The 19,164-nt window shown below is 64.7% G+C and carries 20 protein-coding genes; 12 read left to right on the plus strand and 8 right to left on the minus strand.

Annotated features, from left to right (window positions below):
* On the minus strand, positions 1-626 hold a 626-nt coding region (locus ACKUB9_RS32735), incomplete at its 3' end, for a cupin domain-containing protein (RefSeq protein ID WP_407530632.1).
* Positions 627-841: 215 nt separating this feature from the next.
* On the opposite strand from ACKUB9_RS32735, the gene ACKUB9_RS32740 reads away from it, so the two are divergent.
* The 3 genes from ACKUB9_RS32740 to ACKUB9_RS32750 all read left to right on the plus strand — a co-directional run bounded on the left by ACKUB9_RS32740 (position 842) and on the right by ACKUB9_RS32750 (position 3,076).
* Positions 842-1,612, plus strand: coding sequence for an alpha/beta hydrolase (locus tag ACKUB9_RS32740; RefSeq protein WP_407530633.1), 771 nt, complete (start codon positions 842-844; stop codon positions 1,610-1,612).
* Positions 1,613-1,830: 218 nt separating this feature from the next.
* Positions 1,831-2,322: a DUF302 domain-containing protein gene (locus tag ACKUB9_RS32745; RefSeq protein WP_407530635.1), complete on the plus strand. Its 492-nt coding sequence runs from the start codon at positions 1,831-1,833 to the stop codon at positions 2,320-2,322.
* Between the two features lie 238 nt (positions 2,323-2,560).
* Complete coding sequence (locus tag ACKUB9_RS32750) at positions 2,561-3,076, plus strand: DUF2165 family protein (RefSeq protein ID WP_407530637.1); 516 nt, start codon at positions 2,561-2,563, stop codon at positions 3,074-3,076.
* A gap of 883 nt (positions 3,077-3,959) precedes the next feature.
* Here the strand turns inward: ACKUB9_RS32750 and ACKUB9_RS32755 are convergent.
* The gene (locus tag ACKUB9_RS32755) at positions 3,960-4,169 is read right to left on the minus strand and encodes a hypothetical protein (RefSeq protein WP_407530639.1); all 210 of its coding nucleotides are present in this window, start codon (positions 4,167-4,169) and stop codon (positions 3,960-3,962) included.
* Between the two features lie 306 nt (positions 4,170-4,475).
* Between ACKUB9_RS32755 and ACKUB9_RS32760 the strand changes: the two genes are divergently transcribed.
* On the plus strand, positions 4,476-5,963 hold the full coding sequence (locus tag ACKUB9_RS32760) for an 8'-apo-carotenoid 13,14-cleaving dioxygenase (RefSeq protein ID WP_407530640.1): 1,488 nt from the start codon (positions 4,476-4,478) through the stop codon (positions 5,961-5,963).
* Between the two features lie 75 nt (positions 5,964-6,038).
* Here ACKUB9_RS32760 and ACKUB9_RS32765 read toward each other — a convergent pair whose 3' ends face one another.
* Together ACKUB9_RS32765 and pdxR are read right to left on the minus strand one after the other, a co-directional pair.
* Positions 6,039-6,674 (minus strand): class I SAM-dependent methyltransferase, encoded by a 636-nt coding sequence (locus ACKUB9_RS32765; protein WP_407530642.1) that lies wholly within the window; start codon positions 6,672-6,674, stop codon positions 6,039-6,041.
* A gap of 160 nt (positions 6,675-6,834) precedes the next feature.
* Positions 6,835-8,250, minus strand: coding sequence for a MocR-like pyridoxine biosynthesis transcription factor PdxR (gene pdxR / locus ACKUB9_RS32770; protein WP_407530644.1), 1,416 nt, complete (start codon positions 8,248-8,250; stop codon positions 6,835-6,837).
* A gap of 96 nt (positions 8,251-8,346) precedes the next feature.
* On the opposite strand from pdxR, the gene ACKUB9_RS32775 reads away from it, so the two are divergent.
* The 4 genes from ACKUB9_RS32775 (at position 8,347) to ACKUB9_RS32790 (ending at position 11,158) form a co-directional block, all read left to right on the plus strand.
* Positions 8,347-8,766 carry a cupin domain-containing protein gene (locus ACKUB9_RS32775; RefSeq protein ID WP_407530646.1) on the plus strand — a complete coding sequence of 140 codons (420 nt, stop codon included), beginning with the start codon at positions 8,347-8,349 and terminating at the stop codon, positions 8,764-8,766.
* 43 nt (positions 8,767-8,809) lie between these two features.
* Entirely contained in the window at positions 8,810-9,262 is a 453-nt protein-coding gene (locus ACKUB9_RS32780) for a carboxymuconolactone decarboxylase family protein (RefSeq protein ID WP_407530648.1), read from the plus strand.
* Positions 9,263-9,572: 310 nt separating this feature from the next.
* The gene (locus ACKUB9_RS32785) at positions 9,573-10,133 is read left to right on the plus strand and encodes a cytochrome P460 family protein (protein ID WP_407530649.1); all 561 of its coding nucleotides are present in this window, start codon (positions 9,573-9,575) and stop codon (positions 10,131-10,133) included.
* 143 nt (positions 10,134-10,276) lie between these two features.
* Positions 10,277-11,158, plus strand: coding sequence for a formylglycine-generating enzyme family protein (locus ACKUB9_RS32790; protein ID WP_407530651.1), 882 nt, complete (start codon positions 10,277-10,279; stop codon positions 11,156-11,158).
* A 211-nt stretch (positions 11,159-11,369) separates the two neighbouring features.
* Here the strand turns inward: ACKUB9_RS32790 and ACKUB9_RS32795 are convergent, their stop codons facing one another.
* Complete coding sequence (locus tag ACKUB9_RS32795) at positions 11,370-12,242, minus strand: helix-turn-helix domain-containing protein (RefSeq protein WP_407530653.1); 873 nt, start codon at positions 12,240-12,242, stop codon at positions 11,370-11,372.
* 295 nt (positions 12,243-12,537) lie between these two features.
* On the opposite strand from ACKUB9_RS32795, the gene ACKUB9_RS32800 reads away from it, so the two are divergent.
* The 3 genes from ACKUB9_RS32800 (at position 12,538) to ACKUB9_RS32810 (ending at position 14,977) form a co-directional block, all read left to right on the plus strand.
* On the plus strand, positions 12,538-13,014 hold the full coding sequence (locus ACKUB9_RS32800) for a PAS domain-containing protein (RefSeq protein ID WP_407530654.1): 477 nt from the start codon (positions 12,538-12,540) through the stop codon (positions 13,012-13,014).
* Between the two features lie 280 nt (positions 13,015-13,294).
* Entirely contained in the window at positions 13,295-13,603 is a 309-nt protein-coding gene (locus tag ACKUB9_RS32805; protein WP_407530656.1) for a hypothetical protein, read from the plus strand.
* A gap of 27 nt (positions 13,604-13,630) precedes the next feature.
* Positions 13,631-14,977, plus strand: coding sequence for a methyl-accepting chemotaxis protein (locus tag ACKUB9_RS32810; RefSeq protein ID WP_407530658.1), 1,347 nt, complete (start codon positions 13,631-13,633; stop codon positions 14,975-14,977).
* Positions 14,978-15,223: 246 nt separating this feature from the next.
* On the opposite strand, the gene ACKUB9_RS32815 is transcribed toward ACKUB9_RS32810, so the two are convergent.
* Positions 15,224-16,180, minus strand: a complete 957-nt coding sequence (locus ACKUB9_RS32815; protein ID WP_407530659.1) for a lipase family protein — start codon at positions 16,178-16,180, stop codon at positions 15,224-15,226.
* A 292-nt stretch (positions 16,181-16,472) separates the two neighbouring features.
* Between ACKUB9_RS32815 and ACKUB9_RS32820 the strand changes: the two genes are divergently transcribed.
* The gene (locus ACKUB9_RS32820; protein WP_407530661.1) at positions 16,473-16,730 is read left to right on the plus strand and encodes a hypothetical protein; all 258 of its coding nucleotides are present in this window, start codon (positions 16,473-16,475) and stop codon (positions 16,728-16,730) included.
* On the opposite strand, the gene ACKUB9_RS32825 is transcribed toward ACKUB9_RS32820, so the two are convergent.
* The gene (locus ACKUB9_RS32825; protein WP_407530662.1) at positions 16,720-17,385 is read right to left on the minus strand and encodes a nitroreductase; all 666 of its coding nucleotides are present in this window, start codon (positions 17,383-17,385) and stop codon (positions 16,720-16,722) included. The genes ACKUB9_RS32820 and ACKUB9_RS32825 overlap by 11 nt on opposite strands.
* 234 nt (positions 17,386-17,619) lie before the next feature.
* A complete protein-coding gene (locus ACKUB9_RS32830; RefSeq protein ID WP_407530664.1) occupies positions 17,620-18,831 on the minus strand; it encodes an NAD(P)/FAD-dependent oxidoreductase in 1,212 nt (403 codons plus the stop codon).
* Between the last annotated feature and the right edge of the window lie 333 nt (positions 18,832-19,164).

Below are 19,164 nucleotides of genomic sequence, written 5' to 3' on the forward strand. Positions count from 1 at the left end.
CCCTGGCGCATCATGTCCATCGGCCTGCGCGCCTGGGCCCGTGGGTTCTGATCAGTGAGGGTTGGTATGAGAGACGCGATCCAGCTTCGGAGCACCTCGACAAAGAGAACTTCCGTCAATCGCGATAGTGCGACGTGCTGGCCAGGACGCTCAAGCGCGGACTCGGTGACCATGCGGCTCAGGATTGCTTCAAGCCAGCCACCGTCTTCCGTCGGCTTCAGCAGGAGCACGGGCGGAAGAAGCTCCAGCACGCTGCCAAACAGCGGCCGTGACACCGTGAAATTTCCGCAGATCATGGTCGAGAACGGCTTCGCACGGCCACCGTGACGGACGACGCCAAGACGCCGCGACGATCGGTCGATTGCCACAATCCGTAAAGGCTTGGCCGAGCGATCCGAAAAGAACACATGCGGCTGTCCGCGCGTGATGACGACGAAATCGCCCTGGGTCATTTGGATTTCCTGACCCTGTTCGAGCGCGAGGGTCGCTGAGCCCTGGCTGACATAGTGAAACAGAGCGTAGGAGCGCGCCGGCAACTCAAGGTGCCAGGGATGGCCGAGCTCGAAATGAAAAAGCAGCGTCCCGCCGAGGCGAACGCGATCGAGCACATCGGCGAGGATATCCATGCCACCGAATTTAGGCCGGTGGACGATTGGACACAACATCTGGACGGTTGATGCCTATCGTCCGGAAAAATCGCGGAATAGGTCATTGCGCGGCGGACCGGCGTTTCGTTCGAAAGTCATCCTGCCAATTGCAGATGGAAGAAGCGCATTCTTTCCAGAAGCGCCTGTCTATTCGCCAGAAATGTGTTCGTCCGACATGCTAACAGGAACATCCAATGCGAAGCATCATCCTCTCGGTCGTTACAGTATTTCTTGCTGGAACGACATTTGCTAGTTCAGTTCATTCTGCCGAACTGCCCCAGGGTGCAGCAAAAAATATTGTGCTAGTGCACGGCGCCTTCGTGGACCAGACAAGTTGGCGGCCCGTTGCCGATATTCTCACGAAGAAGGGCTACAACGTCACGCTCGTTGAGAATCCCCTCACCTCCCTTGCCGCCGACGTCGATGCCACCAAACAGGCGCTCGCGAAGCAGAACGGTAGAACGGTTCTCGTCGGTCATTCCTGGGGAGGCGTGGTCATCACGCAAGCGGGTAACGATCCCAAGGTGTCGGCGCTCGTCTACGTCTCCGCATTCGCGCCTGACGTCGGACAATCCGTGGCGACACTCGTCAAGAGCGGCCCGGCAACCGAAGGGGCGGCCGCGATTCATCCTGATGAGAACGGCAACCTTTACTTCGACCGCAAGGTGTTTCCTTCAGCAGTTGCGGCTGATCTCCCGCCGCAGATCGCCGAGTCCCTGGCCAATCATCAGCTTCCGTTGAACCACACGGCGTTTGAGGCACCGGTCGATACTGCCGCTTGGCACGACAAGCCGACGTTCTACGTGATCAGCACCAAGGACCATGTGATTGCACCTGAGGCCCAGAAATTTTTCGCCACCGCGATGAAGGCGCAGACGACGGAGGTCGCCGGCAGCCATGCATCGCTCGTCGCTCATGCCAAGGAAGTCGCCGCTGTGATTGAAAAGGCCGCTCTTGCGAAGTGACGATAACGCTCCCAGCGCTTTCGCGTCGGGAGCGCCCACGCTCGCTAAGAGCGACGCAAATCGTATTGGACCGCGATGACGCCGACCGGCAAAGCCTCCGGAGCGCCAGCGACATCCTGATCCGGACCATCTCGGGTGCACAGCCTGCACCTGTATCAATCCTGGTGCGCTCCAACGCACAGAGGGAATTTACCCACGAGAGCCGTTGCGGAGGACAGATGACGATCGCTAAATTCGAGATGGAGCGTTTCAGCCTCACGAGCTCGAAACCGTTCGACGCTGTTGTGGCCGCCCTAAAGTCGGCGGTCGGGCAGCCCAACATGGTCGCATTTTTCAGAAAGACGAGGGCAACAAAGTTCTTCCCGGATCTGGAGAATGTTGTAAAAAGCAACCTGGGCCGAGTGGACCTTATGCTCTTCGCAGAGTTCGACTTGGGCGTCATTCTGCGTCGCGAAAGTGGAGCTAAGTCACCCAAGATCATGCGGTTTATCGTCGGCAATCCACTCATCATGAAAGAGATGGTCAAGCACGTGCCCGAGGCTGGATCTTATGCGCCAATCACCGTGCTCATTGATGAACGTCCCGATGGCGTGCACGTCTCTTATGACTTGATGGAAAGCATTCTGCAGAATTATAGCAGCTCGGAAGCTGTTGCTGTAGCCCGAGGTCTCGATGACAAAATAACCACCTTATTACGCGAATGCGTCTAGAATATTTTGATAAAAGATCGGCCGGTGCAGGCAATAATTTCATGTTTATCTCGGAAAAAGACAGGAGTTTCCATGGAATTGACCAGATAATATAAATAAATTATCGTATGCATGAGATTTTTCAGGTCGTTCTTCCCGCGTAAGCGCTTCGCATTAGTGGTTTGGAGCCAAGAATGTCCTCGGCGAGTACAACCACGAGCGTTGCGACCCGGTACCTGAAGGAGGCAGTCAAAGATCGATGCCAACGCCACCCGCACATCTGCTCGCAATCCGCGCCTCGAAGAGCGTTCTCGTGCTCTTCGCTGCCCTCTTCTGCCTGCTCGTGGGCTACAACAACATCGTCGACTACGGCTCGAACTACCTGTTCGTTCAGCATGTGATGTCGATGGACACGACTTTTCCCAGCAACCACCTCAAGGAAAGGGCGATCGCGTCGCCATTTGTCCATCAAGTTGTTTATGGGCTCATCATCGCCGGTGAGCTGGCGGCGGGCGTTCTGAACCTCGTCGGAGCCCTCAACCTACTCCGTCACATTCGTTCGGAGCAGTGCACCTTCGCCGGCGCCAAGGTGCTGCCCGTCGCCGGCCTGACGATCGGGATCTCCATCTGGTTCTTCGGCTTCATGACAGTTGCAGCCGAGTGGTTCCTGATGTGGCAGTCCCAGCAATGGAACGCTGTCGAGCCCGCCTTTCGCTTCGTCATGTGCCTTGCCGTCGTCTTGATCTACCTAGTGCAGCCCGAGGCTGAGGGATGAGGAGGCAGTGGCCTTCTGGGAGGTATGTATCGAGTTTGGGCCCGCGATGCGCGGTGAGGTAGGGCGTGCTTCGGGATGAGATCCTAAAGGCACTGCATGCGGCTCGCCGCCCTGTCGCTGTGGCTGGTCTCGCTGCAGTTGTGTCCGCTTCCGCGGTTCGGTGGCTGAAGGCAGACGAACCGCTATCGGCCAGGGTCGGCCGCTCCACTCAATCTAACGGCCGGCAAGCAGACCTTCTGAAAGCCTCAGAAAAGTCGTAAGGGGCGGTTCAGCGCCTGTCGGCCCAATGTGTACGGCGGCGGCATCCAGGACGACGCGTTCGGCGGCACCTAGCAAGCCACCGAGATCTCCGGCCAGGCGCCGACAACCGGGTCACACAACACCTTCGCCTGGTCCTGACCGTGTTCCGGAGCGCTTCCGACTGTCCCAAGGTCCGGTTCGGTATCAAGAAGCGCCAAGCCCCGAGACTGAGACTCGCGCCCCCCTGTGGCGGGCGCAACCGCACGCGGCACCCATCGACCTGATCATTCGGCACCACTCGAGGGATGGAGCATTGCGCCAGCAGCGAGGCCGCGACTGCGGTGGCCTTTGGGAAATCAGCCTTCAGGCTGGTGCCATATGCACCCTTACGCGACCCTTCCGAGGACCGGACGTCCGATCGTTGGTTTCTTCGGGTGGCCCGCTTCCAAGTGACGAGCAGCCATTCCGGCCGCGAACATCGAAGGTCTGGAAGTGGCGCGTTGCAGAACGACACGACCGCGAATTCCTGACCCCTTCCGGACGCTCACTGCGGCAGTCGTGGATGTCCGCTTACCGGCATGTTCCGGTCATTCGGCGAACCGAATTCCCCATCTGACTGCCCGGATGGGACCGCCTCCCGCACCTATCGCAGGGTCGGCGATTCGCCGGGTTTCAGATGGGGGTCTCCTCCATCAGGACCGCTGAGCGAGACGTGATCGTTCAGGCGTCCGAGGTGTTCGAAAACGTGCTCGAAGGCGTTCGTGACCGCCTGCTCGAAGGAGCCATCGCCCTTCCCGCGTGCGTCCCTGAGGGCACTGAGCAAGGCGCGGTGCTTTTCGGTATCCTCGGACATGACAGACTCCCGACCGGCGTGAGCGCCGGCTCGGCAAGCCAATCTCCATGATCGAGCCGGGTTCCTGCGCATCACCGAGAGTGGATCCACCGGAAATGCCGTCGCGTCGTCAGGATCGATGCGCGACGGCGCGCCACGCACGTCCAGACAGTCCTGCTGTGCGCTCAAGGCCCTGTGCTGTCGTCGCACACACCTCCATCGGGGCAGAGGCATGTCGGCCCACGGGTTCGTCTTCGGCGGCCGGGATCCGGGCGGCCCCGCCGCGATGACGTCCTGGCCCGCCACCTGATCCGGGGATCGCTGCCGATGTCGAAACGAGTCCAGTCGGCCTTCCGCGCTGCCGCCGAGATCGGCGTCGGCCTGGTGGCCGCCTGCAACCGGCTGCGCCTGCCCGGAGCGCGGAACCCCTTCGTGGTCGGCGTCCACGAACCGATGCGCGAGGAGCTGACGCTGGAGAACCTGCCCGTCACCGGGGCCATCCCGCCCGGCCTCGACGGCCACTACCTCAAGATGGGCGCCAACCCCGTCCGTCCGGCGACGCGGGGCCACGACTGGTTCCTCGGCGACGGCATGGTGCACGGTCTCGCGATCGAGGGCGGCCGGGCGCTGTGGTACCGCAATCGCTGGATCGGCTCGCGCACAGCCGCCGCGGCGCTCGGACGGCCTGCCGCGCCCGGGCCGCGGCGGGGCGGCAACGACACCGTCAACACCAACGTCGTGGAGATCGGCGGCCGGATCTTCGCGGTCGTCGAGGCCGGCAGCTTCCCCGTCGAACTCTCGCGGACCCTGGAGGACCAGCGCTACAACCCATTCGACGGGACGCTCGCCGGGTCCTTCACCGGGCATCCGCACCGCGACCCGCTGACCGGCGAAACCCACGCGATCGCCTATGACGGCCGCATCTGGGACAGCGTCCGCCACGTCGTCCTCGCGCCGACCGGGCAGGTCGTGCGGGACAGGCCGGTCGCGGTCGAGCACGGCCCCTGCATCCACGACTGCGCGATCACGGCGCGCTTCGCGATCGTGCTCGACCTGCCCGTCACGTTCTCGTTCGGGGCGGTGCTGGCCGGCTACCGCTTCCCGTTCCGCTGGAACCCCGACCACAGGGCCCGCGTGGGCCTCCTCCCCAGGCAGGACGACGGCGCCGACATCCTCTGGTGCGAGGTCGAGCCCTGCTTCGTGTTCCACACCGCCAATGGCTACGACGACGCGGACGGGCGGGTGATCCTCGACGTCATCGCCTACGAGACGGTGTTCGCCTCGGCCGGGGGCGGGCTCGACGGTCCGGGCCGGCTCGAACGCTGGACGGTCGATCCTGCGACCCGGCGGGTCGAGCGGCGGGTGCTCGATCCCGCGGCGCAGGAGTTTCCCCGCATCGATGAGCGACGTCTCGGGCAGCCTTACCGCTACCTCTACACGGTCAGCGTCCCCGCCGACGGCAACACGCAACTCGCCGGTGCGACGCAAGCCTACAAGCACGACCTGGAGACCGGCGAGCGCCACGTGCACGAGTTCGGTGCCGACCGCGTCCCGGGAGAGTTCGTCTTCGTGCCGGCGCGCCCCGGGGCTGGCGAGGACGAAGGCTGGCTCGTCGGGTTCGTCATCGACACCGCGCACGACTCCACGGACTTCGCCGTCCTCGACGCGCGATCGTTCGAGGCGCCGCCCGTCGCCAGAATACGCCTCGGGCACCGGATCCCGCCGGGCTTCCACGGCAACTGGTTCCCGGCGCGCGCTTTGGACGAGATGGGCCAGTCCGGCGCCCTCGGGGACGGCGCCGACGTGTGGTCGTGACGCTCACGCTGTCGCCACGGCGATCGGCACCCGCGATCCCGCGCGGTCTCTCCGGCGGCGCCGACACCGTGTTCCCTAGGCCGCTGAGTTCCAGCCGATCACCGCCGTCATCGGGTCGCCGAGGCCTCCCTCGGGCCTGAGGACACGTCCTTCGATGCGGGCGAAACCGGCGCGTTGAAGATACAGTGCGACGAGTTGGGCATGTCCTGCGCCGTCGAGACCGTTCCAGATGGCCACCGCCTTGGTCGGGAAGCAGCGGTTCGAGAAGGTGATCACCACCGGAGAGCCGGGTCGCAGCACGCGAGCGGTCTCGGACAGGACGGTCACGGGCCGCTGCAGGTACTGCACCGAGACGCAGATCAGAGCGGTGTCGATGCTCGCGGTGTCGAGGGGCAGGAGCGGCGCGGCGTTGAGGTCCTGCACGAAGTGCCGGGTCAGGCGCGGATTGGCCGCGAGTTCCGCGGCGTTCAAGCCGTGGCCGATGACGCTGGCATAGCCGACCTCATCCGGCAGGTGGCTGACCCAACTCGACATCAGGTCGAGGACGTCCCCTCCCGCCGGGACGACCTCTCGGTACAGGTCGGTCACCGCAGCGATCGCAGCGGCGTCGATGTGGGTCACGAAGCGTGGCTGCGCGTAGAATAGGGGATCAGGACTACGATCGAGCTTCGCGAATGCTTCCGGCGGCAGGTCCGGCAGCTCCTGGGCCATCGTCGGGTATGCCTCCGGGCCGAGCGGCGCGCCGACCGTGATGGCCGGTGCAGGAACCGTGGGTTGGGCGCAAGAGTAGCGAGAGCCCAGGGAACTCCCAGTGCAGGCGTCCAAGTTGCCGCACCCGCACGTAGCTGCCAACCGGCCTCGTCGGGTCCGATCATGCGTGCTGGCGTACCAGCTCCGCCAACCGGCGGCAGTCCGCCCCGAGGCGCTTCGCGCGCACGTTGGTGATCCCGAGCAGCAGCCCGCGCCGGGCCGGCTGCTGCCTGTACCACGGCGACAGGGGAGCGGGCGCGAGCCCATACGCCAGCGCGCTGAGTGCGATGTCCACGTCCCGGGCGTGGTCCGGCAGAGCGGCGACCACCGTGAGACCTGCCGTCGCCTCGATCACCAGGGGGCGATCCGAAACCTCCCTGAGGCAGCCGAGCACGGCCTGCCGATGGGCCGTGTAGAGGCGCTTCATCCGCCGGAGATGGCGCAGGTAGTGCCCGTCTCGCAGGAACGCCGCCACGGCACTCTGGATCGGTGCGGCCGGAGCCGGTGCCAGGCAGGCCGCGACATCGCCGAACGCGCGGGCCAGCGCGGGAGGAACGACCAGGAAGCCCAGGCGCAACGCGGGGCTGATGGTCTTGCTGAAGCTGCCCCCATGCAGGACGCGGCCGTCGCGGTCGAGGGACGCGAGGGCCGGCGCGGCCCGGCCGGTGAGCTGGAGTTCGCTGAGGTAATCATCCTCGACGATCCAGGCATCGGTCCGGCGCGCCCATGCGAGCAGCGCCAGCCGGCGCTGCAGCGACATCGGCATCCCGAGCGGGGCCTGCTGACCCGGTGTGACCACGATCAAGGCCGCGGATTCGGCCATGTGCATACCGGCAGCCAGATCGAGGCCTTCGGCATCCACGGGCACCCCCGCCACCGTCATCCCGGCGAGATCCAGCGCCTTGCGGGTCAAGGGAAAGCCGGGATCCTCCATCCAGGCCTGCCGCCCTTCGAGGCGAAGTCCGCGCACGGCCAGGCTCAAGGCACCGGAGAAGCCGGCGGTGACCAGGATCTGCGACGGGGCGCAGCGGATGCCCCGGGCGATCGCCAGGTAGGCCGCGATCTCGGTCCTCAACTCCGGGAGGCCGCGCGGATCCGGATACCCGACCGGCGCCGCGGCGGTCTGGCGCGCGGCTCGCGTCAGCACACGGGACCACAGCGTGAACGGGAATGCGTCCTGTGACGGTACCCCCATCTGGAACACCAGCGGTGCGCTTCCGAAGTCGTGGAAGAGCTCGGGAAGAGGCGGCGCTTCGGGCGACCAAGGACCGGACGGCTGCGTTCTCGGCCGCTCGGCCACGCGCGTCCCGGCCGCCCCCAGGCCGATGGCGAACTGCTCGTCGATCAGCCGCTCGTAGGCCGACCGTACCGTGCCGCGCGCCACGCCGAGTTGCGCGGCGAGGTCCCGCCAGGAGGGCAGCCGGGCGCCCGAGGCGATCCTTCCCTCCTCGATGCCGGTCCGCAGGGCGCTGTAGATCTGCACGGCCAGCGGCGTCCTGCCGGTGCGATCGACGTCGATGCGGAGAGGCGCGTCCATTCCGCATGGTACACGCGGATCAAACGATCTTGGACCTGTTTCGTGGTCCGCATCAGGCGCACGGTTCGGTGGTCAACACCAACCGGAGTCACCGTGATGAAACGTCAGATCCTCGCTGGCGCGGCGCTTGCCGCAATGGCGTTGTCCAGCCTCGCAAGTGCGCATGTCATCCCACTGCAAGAAACAGTCAGACAGGTCGACGACCTCCCTCTTTCCAATGTGCCCGGCAAGCGCCTGATCTCGCTGATCGTCGACTATCCGCCCGGGGCGAAATCCGTCCCGCACCGGCATGCACGATCGGCCTTCATCTACGCCTACGTCCTGTCCGGCGAGATCCGCAGCGCCATCAATGATGAGACCGCACGGATCTACCGGGCGGGTGAGAGCTGGTTCGAGAAGCCCGGCTCGCATCATCGGGTCAGCGAGAACGCCAGTGACGAGAGGCCGGCGCGCCTGCTCGCGGTGTTCATCGTCGATGAGGCTGAGGACCAACTCACCACGCCGGATGCTCACTGACCGGCATGCTGAGGAAACCGCGCGAAGAGAACAGGTGATCGCCATGACCCAGCGGATGAACTACAACGCGGCCTCGCCGGCCGGCATGAAGGCCTTCGGGGCCGTGTACGGCTACGTGGCCCAGTCCGGACTGCCCGCACGCCTCATCGATCTCGTCTACCTGCGCGTCTCTCAGATCAACGGGTGCGCCTACTGCATCGACATGCATTCCCGCGATCTGCTCAAGGCGGGGGTTGCTGCCGAGCACCTGTTCTTGGTTCAGGTATGGCGCGAGGCCGGATATCTCTTCGACGAGAAGGAGGGGGCGGCACTGGCCTGGGCGGAGACGGTCACCCGCGTGGCGGAGACCGGCGTGCCGGACGAGGCCTACCGCGCGGCCGCCGCCGTCTTCGGTGAGAAGGAGCTCTCCGACCTGACCATCGCCATCGGGCTGATGAATGCCTACAACCGCATGGCCATCAGCTTCCGTGCAACGCCGGCCGCGGCCAGGGGGTGAGCCCCACAGGCCCTGCACACCTCTGCCCGGGAGGCGGGCCTTCGTCCAATCGAGGCGGTCCGGCGAGCGTAGGCCGATCGCGGCGCTCGCGCTGACTATGGCGCTCAATCAGCCGTGTTCCGGACTGCCGGATTGATCTACAATCGCCGCAAACAGCATCCCGGCCTCGACATCACGCCTTCCGGCTGAGGAACGCGCCAGCGTGCAGTAATCGTCATTCGGACCGCAGGCTGATCTTCCGGTTTGCCACTCACCGTCGAGGGGCAATGCCTGAAATCAAACCCAGCCTGGCAGCTTCGAGGTGCTGGCCATGAACCTGCTCGCAACCGCGGCTCTCGTGTCGGCCGCCTCGCTCGTCGCCCACGGCATCGTTGCCGGCGCGAAGGCGGCCTCCGACGGAACGGAAACGGTGGATGCCGACGGTCGGCTCCGGGTGCCCACCGGGTACCGCACGGCCTATCAGTTCCTGGGATCCTGGGCCGTTGCCGCCGAACAGGGACACGGCTCGGCAGAGTTCCACGTCGTCTACGCTTCACCGGGGGCCATCACGGCACACAGGCGAGACGGCCGCTTCCAGGACGGCGCTATCCTGGTGAAGGAGGTGTTTCGCACGAAGGCGGAGACGCTGACGACCGGCACCGTCAGCCGCGCCGACACCCTGAAAGGCTGGTTCGTGATGGTGAAGGACAGCACGAACGCCCGGGCCGGGAACCCGCTTTGGGGCGACGGGTGGGGCTGGTCCTGGTTCGATGCCGCCGACCCGGCCAGGACGACGACGGTCGATTACAGGGCCGAGTGCCAGGGATGCCACGTTCCCGCGCAAGCCACCGACTGGATCTACACGGACGGCTATCCCGCGTTGAAGCCATGAGACGCATGCACCGCAGTGACGTTTCCCGGCCCTCCACTCTCGGTCCCCTCAGCCGAATGGGCGTGTCGACCGGGCGGGGTTGTGCCTTCACTGGGAGTTGGGTGGCTCGGGGCCGCCGCCGACGTCTGGGCGCGGCTATCTCCGTGGCGGCTTGGTCGATTGTGATCCAGCTTGCCGGTGTCATCGTCCTCGCTTCTCCGGTCGATGCCGAGGAACGGGTCGAACCATCCTTCGGACATCAGCCGATGGGCACCGCCGTGCCGACCGCTCGGCCGGAGAAGCCCCTCGCCGCTCCACCCGAATCAGACTTCAAGGATTGTCCGAACGGTTGTCCGGTGATGGTCGTCATTCCCGCCGGCCGATTCACGATGGGCTCAGCCGACGACGAGCCAGGCCGGAGCGCTGCCGAAGGTTCACGGCGCGAGGTGACGATCGCCAAGTTTGCAGCGTCGAAATTCGAGGTGACGTTCGACGATTGGGACGCGTGCGTGGCCGCAGCCGCGTGCCCGCACGTTGCGGACGGTTGGGGACGGGGCACCATGCCGGTGATCAATGTGAGCTGGCTTGACGCCAAGCGGTATGCCGCATGGTTGTCGCAGCTCACGGGCCGGAAGTACCGGTTGCCCAGTGAGGCAGAGTGGGACTACGGCGCGAGAGCCGGCACCGTCACACCCTATGCCTGGGGCCGGGACCCTGCCACCGGGGACGCCAACTGCGATGGTTGTGGAAGTCTTTGGGATCGCAAGCAGACTGCGCCAGCCGGATCGTTTCAGCCGAACCAGTTCGGATTGCACGACATGCACGGCAACGTCTGGGAATGGGTTGAGGATCTGTGGCACGATCACCATGGTGGAGCCCCGAGCGACGGTTCGGTTCGGCTCCAGGGTGGTGATCCGCACTACCGTGTGATCCGCGGCGGCTCCTGGCGAAACGAGACCGAGTTCATCCGTGCGGCTGTTCGCTTCAAGCGAAATGTGAATGTGCGATTTGATACGCTTGGTTTCAGGGTGGTCAGATCTATGTAGTTATACGAAAAATGTATCTTCTTTTCGCATTGATTTCATAACAGTATAATAAATATCAAATACGTTCTGTTAAAGGGATTGTTGCGATCTGCTGCAAATTCCGGGTGGCAGAGGATGATCCAACGGCAGAGTTCGGACCTATATCTCGTTGCCATTCGCGATGGCCGCCGCCTCGGGTGGCCTCAACGAAGGGGAGAGGCCATAACAGGATCTAGTTGCGGCGAAATTGCGACGGCTTTGATCCGGTGACCTTCTTGAAGGTCGCCGACATCTGGCTGTGATCTTTGAAGCCAGCCGCGCGTGCAACGTCGCTCAGCGACAAGGTGCCTTCCTCGATCATGGCGCGCGCGAGTTCGACACGACGCTTGATGATGAACTGGTGCGGAGGCAAACCCGTCGATATACGGAAAGCGCGACAGAAGTAACCTGTGCTCACATTCAGGGATGCCGCCAGATCAATCAGACTCGGCCGCTCAAGTAGCTGTGCGTCAATCAACTCAAGCACCATGCTGAGCTGCCTTGCCGACAAACCTTTCCGCTGATCGCTGATGGCGCCGATAGACTTCGAGGGATGCAGCACGTGATGCAAGATGGCGACCAAGACCGTCTGCATGAAAACAGAGCCGCTGGGATTCCCGCTGCTCAGATTGATCGAGAGAGCGTTCAGGAGGTTCTGAACGATCGCATCCTTCGCATCGGGCTCGCGCCGAGAAGCAAAGTGGCGCGTGAGAATGGTATCCGGGTTCAGATCACGCTCAAGTGCCGCGGTCACGAAGTCGGCAGAGATCATGAGGTGCTGACCCCGGGTGATCCCCTCCCAGGCGCCCACCAGATGATCGCCCGGCGCACTGATCGCTGCACTCGGCGCAGTCGGAAGCAACGGGGATCTGGCAGGCCCTGAGCGCTGCCGGTGCGGGTCGAAATGGTAGGCCACATGGAGACTGGATGAAACGACATCCCATGAACCACTCTGACTGTAATTCAGATCGAGGAAGTTCCATCCAGGCTCTTCGTAGCAATTGAGCAACGTGGGCGGCTGGCCGTGCCCGTACCAGCTGCTTGAGGGACGAACGATGCTGGCCATGAAACAGCTTTCCTGAATGGCGGCTCCCGCCCAACATCGATGCCGCGAAAGTTCTAAGTGCCAGCCGCGCGCGAAGCTAGTTCGCCGAAGTGACACGTGCTCAAATGGTGTGCCGACCTGAGTCAAAAGGGGCGAGAGTGCCGACGGTGGCCGGCCGTGATGCACGAGCACAACCAGCCGTGCGAGGGCTGCACCGATCGTGTGGACAGGCCTGCAACTTCTGCGGTGGTCAGGCGTAGCTCTGCTACGTAGAGAACCGTATGCTCCTGGCCAACACTCACCACGCCGCTGCCACATGGTGATCCTCGACCTGTTTCGCTCCGTCCTGGATGAGGCGCCTGTGGCCATCGTGGTCACGGATGCGGTGGTCGAGCGGCCGGGGCCCACCATTCTCTACGCCAATACCGCCTTCGGGCGGCTCACAGGCCGCGCACCCTGCGATGTGATCGGCCTGACACCGCGCTTCATGCACGGCCGGGACACCCGCCGCGCCGTCTTGGATCAGTTCGCCATCGCGCTGAAGGCCTGTGAGCGGTTTCACGGCTTCCTGACGAACTACCGGGCCGACGGGTCCCGTTATGTCGTCGAGATCGACTGCCGACCACTCACCGATACGTCCGGGCGGTTGACGAACTTCATCGCCTTCGAGCGTGAGGTGGTGCGCCGTCGGGGTCGCCCGGCGGTAGGCGCTTCGGGACGGTTCGAGCCGGTCGAGGAAAGTCACGACTCGTTAACGACTATCCTGCCGGGAATGAACTTGTTCAAATCCTGATTGTGGCAATGCATTTTTGAAAAATTTTGGACCAGCCGGCACCTCACGGGACACTGAACACGCGACGCGCTCCCATTAACATAAGCAAGTTTGTGAAATTCACCGATAATTAAGAACTTGGGATTAGACCTGATCCGGAGCGGAACTGGCGCGCTGCAGGACGACGAGCCCCCTCCGTTCCACCTCCGATGACGCAAGCTGCCGATAGACGTCGATGGTCATGGCCGCGATCACTATTTGAAATCGTGTCTCAATCTGTTCGAACCCGGGAAGAGGGTAGATGCCGCCTGAGACCTCGCAGTCCAACGTCATCGTGTTTCCCGCTCAGCCGCTGGCGGCAGGCTCGGTCGCTCTACGTCGTCAAGAAATCGCGCGGGACATCGCGCAGCTCAAGGAGTTGGCCATCCAGCTCGACGCAGCGCGCGTCGAGCTGCCAGACGCGGCTGCGGCTTTCGACCTGACGATCATGGCCGCGTGCGGAAAGGACCCGATCATGCGTGATCTCGGGCTGGAGCGCCAAGCCGGAGCGCTCGCGATGGGCATACAAGAGCTGATCAGGATCATGTCCGACCAACACTCCGAACTGTAAACTGCTCCCCAGAAAGTCTCTTCGCACATGAGCGATACCGCCCAGCAGGTCCGCCTCAAGGCCTTCGACCTCACACCCGACGACATCGCGCTGCTGCGCGGGTGCGCAACCATCATGGACGCGGATCTTCCACGCCTGCTCGAACAGCTGCACGCCGAGTTCGCCAGCTGGCCCGAGATCCAAGAGGCCCTGCGCCATCCGGCTGTCCACGACCGGCGCGTGACGCACTGGCTGCGCGTGGCGTCCGGCGCCTTCGGCGAGGGCTTCGAGGCTTCCGCCCGGCTGCTCGCGACGGCCTTCTATGAACACGGTGTTCCCGGACACGCCGTGGCGATCTGCCACTTCACGGTCTCGCGGGCGATCATGCGTCACCTGGGACTGAACGGGCCGGCGCCGCGAGGGCTGCGACGGTGGGTTGCACGCCATCAGGCGCAGCACCGGCACGCCCTCGCCGCGGCACTCAACAAGGCGGCCTGGTTCGATCTTGAGGTGCTGCTGGAGACCTACACCGCCGTGGAGCAGGAGCGGCGGCAGCGCACGCTGAGAGAGTTGGAGGCGTTTCAGGATAAGGTGCAGACCGTCGTGGATGCCGTGAACGCGGGCGCCAGCGCCGTCGAGAGCCGCGCTCATCTGATGGCCAGCTCGGTCGAGGAGACTTCGTCCCTGGCCATGACGGCAGCGCGCTCGTCCGGCGAAGCATCCCGCAACGTCGAGGGCGTCGCGGCGGCGGCCGAGGAATTGTCGGCCTCGATCGGCGAGGTGGCCATGCAGGTGACCCGCGCCGCCGCCATCGCGGGCGACGCCAACGGCGCCGCCCAGCGGACGGACGCAACCGTCCAGAGCCTGTCGACCTCGGCCGGGCGGATCGGAGCCGTGGTCGACCTGATCAACGGGATCGCCGGTCAGACCAACCTGCTCGCGCTCAACGCCACCATCGAGGCGGCGCGGGCCGGCGAGGCGGGACGGGGCTTCGCGGTCGTGGCCGCCGAGGTGAAGGCCCTGGCCGGTCAGACGGGGCGGGCGACGGAGGAGATCTCCCAACAGGTCACGGCCATGCAGGGAGCCACCCACGAGGCCGTGCGCGCGATCCAGCAGATCGCCGTGATGGTCGGCGAACTGGACCAGATCGCCGCCGCCATGGCGGCTGCGGTGGAGCAGCAGCGTGCCTCGACACAGGAGATCGCCAGCAACGTGCTACGCGCGGCCGCGGGCACGCAGGGTGTGGTGGAGACGGTCAGCGGCGTGAGCGGGGCCGCTCAGGCGGCCGGCAGCGTGGCCAGCGAAGTGCTGCAGGTGACGCACGCGCTCGGCCAGCAGGCGACCTCCCTCCGACAGGCCGTCGACACCCTGATCCAGCAGAGCCGAGTGGCCTGACTCGCACCGATGCAGAGAAGCAGCCTGCGCCTCAAGAGACACGTACAGGCGCAGGATCTGCATCTTTCAGCTGCGGGCCAGACAATCGCTCTGAACGAGAGTGAGGCGGCGTGGCGCAAGGAGCGCTGGATCCGACCTTCCGGACTTCAGCCCGAGCCGGCGCTCGAACCGGTCACTGCTACGGAGCGGTTCTCTGTCCTCCCCATCGGAGTGGTGACGTGCCGGAGAGCCGCCGAGGTGCGCCGCCTATGCCAATTCGGTACTGCGAACCTCGTGCTGCGCCGTGGCGGCATACCTGCGGGCGATGCGCGAGAATTCCGGCACCCGGAGATAGCCGTAGGACTTATGGTGGTTCGGCTCGCCGTCGGGCCGACAGTATTGATTCACGACCCGCTGATCGACGATGTGCACACCGGCATGGTTCGGCTCATAACCCGCGTCCAGCGCACCCATGATGGCGACGACGTCCTCGCCGTCCGCAAGGTTCGTCCATGCCGTGACATTGTTCGGTACCCGCAAGACCCCGTGCTCGGCCTCGAACTTGAGCTTCACTTTGGCAAGACCCAGGGGCGAGCCTGCCGTAATCAGATGCTCGACCTGCAGTGATGGATCCTGGCTCTCGAGCAGCCGCAGCACGTCGTAGGCGATGATCGAACCCATAGAATGCGCGACAAGCAGGATGCGATGTTCCCGGAATGCGCGCAGGCGCTCGGTCAACCGAGCCCTGACTTGCCGGGCGAAACTCTGCTCGACGTGATAGTGCCAGAGATCGTCGAAGCGATGTTCCAAGATCAGGTCGTCCACGAGGGTGACCCCTGTTGCCTCCTCAACGCGGTCGATGCCGGCGTACAAGGGCGCCAGCACGTCTGTCACGGTAGTCGCGGGAGTCTTCTCTACTGCAGGGAGACGCCCCATCCCGTCATAAGGACGATATGGTTCGCGGTTGTTGTCGTCCGACAGCGGCGCGTCGTAGCGCAGGTCGGCCCAGTAGACGAACTCGAAAAGAAATTCCGGGCGGGTGAGACCCTCGTTTCGGGAAAAACCCTCAGCGATCGCGGTCTTCCACCACCGTGTCTTCTCGTCGACCGGCGGCTTGTTCGCCAGACCGTGGATGCCGATGATGACGCAACCGGGCTCCATGTGGACGAGATTCGCCTCTGTGTAACAACCGGCCTCGGCCGTTAGCCAGGGCTTCTCAGACACCGTTTCACAGCGCCCTGGTGAGCCGCCTGAAGAGGATCAGGGTGGCCGGTACGAAGAAGGCGAGCGCGCAGGAGGGAGCGGCCTCGTGATCGTGAGCCCGTCTGCGGCCACGGCTCGTATAGCCGAAGGTGCACTTGATCATTCGCTGCGTGCCTTGCTTCATCTTGGTTGCTGAAGCCCTTGCCGCGTTGACCGGGCCTCGGGAGCAGCGTCTTGCTGGCTGGCACTCTGCAATTTCTTGGCGGCGCGGAATTCAGCCGTACGCGACCGCTTCCTGGGTGAGGTGAGGGCTGTGACAGGTGTGGTGCTGATGGCGCCTGTCGTATCGGTTCCCTCGTGGCTTGTGGCGACGGTGACGATGCCCGCCGAAGCCACCGCTGAGACGACGCACACCGCCGCCATCGTCCTGACCACCTCACGCATCCGCTGCATCGTACTGCTGCCCCTTGCCGACGATGTGGAGGCGCAGGAACGCTCCATCCGCCGAAAGGGTTCAGTCATGGCTCGGTCGCCTCACTTCGGTGCCGGCACCAGAGCAACTAACCACTGACGAACGTGACTGTTTCGTCGAGCCGAGCGCGCCCCGTCCGGACGTAGGTCACCGCAGGATCCTCGTACCCGATCGACATGCCACAGAAGAGGATCAGCCCATCCGGGGGTGACAGGACTTCCGCAACCGTTTCGCGAACCTGCGACCACGCCATCTGCGTGCAACTGTGCAGTCCTTCCGCGCGGAGCAGAAGCATGACGGTCTGCAGATACATGCCGACGTCGGCCCATTGGGGCCGGCCCAGGTCCCGGTCGATGTAGCAGAAAAGGGCGGCGGGTGCGCCAAAGCAGTTCCAGTTGGCGATGGCGGCCCGCTGGCGCCCCTCCCAGTCGTCGCGCGCGATGCCGAGCGCGCCATACCGCTCCTTGCCGAAGGCGGATCGGCGCTCCCCGTACGGAGATTTCAGCACGGACGGGTACATCTCGTACTGCCGATCGTCCCAAGGGTCGCCGTGGGCCACGCGCTCGACGGCGCGCGTCTTGAGGTCGGCCAGCAGCAGGCCGGTCAGGACGAATATGGTCCATGGCTGAATGTTCGACCCGGACGGCGACCAAGCCGCCGCGGACAGCACGCGCTCCAGCACCTCTCTCGGCACGGGCTCGTCCGTGAATCCGCGCACCGCCCGTCGGCTCGTGACAGCCTCATACACGTCCATGATCGCCTCCTCACCGCCAGCCATCCGACACGTTCGAACGTCAGCAATCCTCTCGTTTCGCCCTCATCCAACGAGCCGTCGGTACACAAGAGGCGCCGGCACCCGACGGAAGAGGGCACCGGCGAACGTCGGCCGGTCGTCGCCTGCGCACGTTCCGCCCGATGCCTCTGACGGTACAGCGGCCAAGTACTCCGGCTCACCCAGCCGCGATGGGATCATCCAGATGAGAGCGGATCAGAGCACCCCGTAGATGCCGGGCTCGGCGGCGGCGAACGCTTCCGTGCGATCGGGCTTCGGAGGGTAGATCCAGATCCGGTTGATCTGGCGCTTCATCGCCTTGGCTTCGGGGCCGATCGTCTTGATCACGCGATTCCAGCCTGTCGTGACGACAGCGCCCCAGGGTCCCAGGTCGAGGCACGTCCCGTATTCGGGCTGGGCGTAAGGCTGCGTCGGCAGGCCGAGCAGATCGGCGACGGCGTTGTGGCCCGCGGACTTGCCGAGCGGAATGGCATGCTGGCACGACATCAGGGTGCGATTGCCCTCGCCGTCGGTCGCGGCGTTCGCGGCATCTCCCGCCGCGAAGATATGCGGAGCGCCGGGAACCCGCAGATCGGCGTCGACGACGAGCCGCCCCTGCTTGTCGCGCTGGGAGGGCACCTGCTCGGTGAGCGTCGTGGCGCGAACGCCCGCGGTCCAGACCACGGTCGCGCTTCGGATGTGCTCGCCGTTTGACAGCGTCGTGCCATGAGCGTCGAGCGATGTGACGCCGACACCCAGGCGGCGCTCCACGCCGAGGCTGTCGAGCGCCTGCTCGATCACCGGCCGTGGACCTGGCCCGAGGTCCGGCCCGATGGCGTCGTTGCGCTCCACCAGGATCACACGGATCGGCGCGTCGGGGCCGAGAGCCTCGCGCATTCGCATCGGGAACTCGGTGGCGGTCTCGATGCCGGTGAACCCGCCGCCGGCGATCACCGCCGTGTTGCGCTCCACCGAGTAAGGCCGTGATGCCAAAGCGCGCAGGTGCCGGTCGAGCGCGTCCGCTTCGTCGCGGCGGTCGACGCTGAAAGCGAAATCGGCGAGGCCGGGGATCGGCGGGTTGGCGAGACGACTACCGGCCGCGAGGATCAGGCGGTCGTAGGCGAGTTCCCGCTGCGAGCCGTCCATCGCGCTCACCCGGACAAGGCCGGTCGCGCTCTCGATCGTCTCGACCGATCCCGGCACGAAGCGGATATCCGTCGCGCGGAAGAGTTCTCCGAGCGGAGCGTACATCTCGGCCGGTGCCACCTCGTAGAGGCGAGGCCTCACCGTCATCGAGGGTTCGGGAGCGATGACCGTGATCTCGAGTTTGCGGGGCGACACTCCTTGGAGATCGCGGAGGCGGGCTGCCGCAAGGGCGCTGAAGACGCCGGCGAAGCCGGCGCCGATGACGACGATGCGCTGGGTCATGAGAGGTTCCTCGGTGCGTCGCGAGATCGATGGACCGAGGATGGTCGGATTGCGGCCGCGAGACTTTGCCGCCTGCTTGATGGGTGCTTCGAATTTCCGTGAATTTTCGTCCAAGGCGGTGACCTGCGGCGGCGGGAGCCCTGGAGGCGTCGCCGCGTCCCCAATCTCGGCCGGGTGTGCTAACGATCGCGGGCCCAGACCGCATCCGGACGCAAGTCGAGGTCGATCCGGGCGATAAGCATCACGGAGCGTTGCCGTGCAGCTTAGAGCGTTTTCGGTTTGGGCTGAGTCGGTGCGGGGTTTTCGGGTCTGCTGCGGTGTGATTCCCTGATC

It is taken from the genome of Methylobacterium oryzisoli (assembly GCF_046557895.1).
GTDB classification, from domain to species: Bacteria; Pseudomonadota; Alphaproteobacteria; order Rhizobiales; family Beijerinckiaceae; genus Methylobacterium; species Methylobacterium oryzisoli.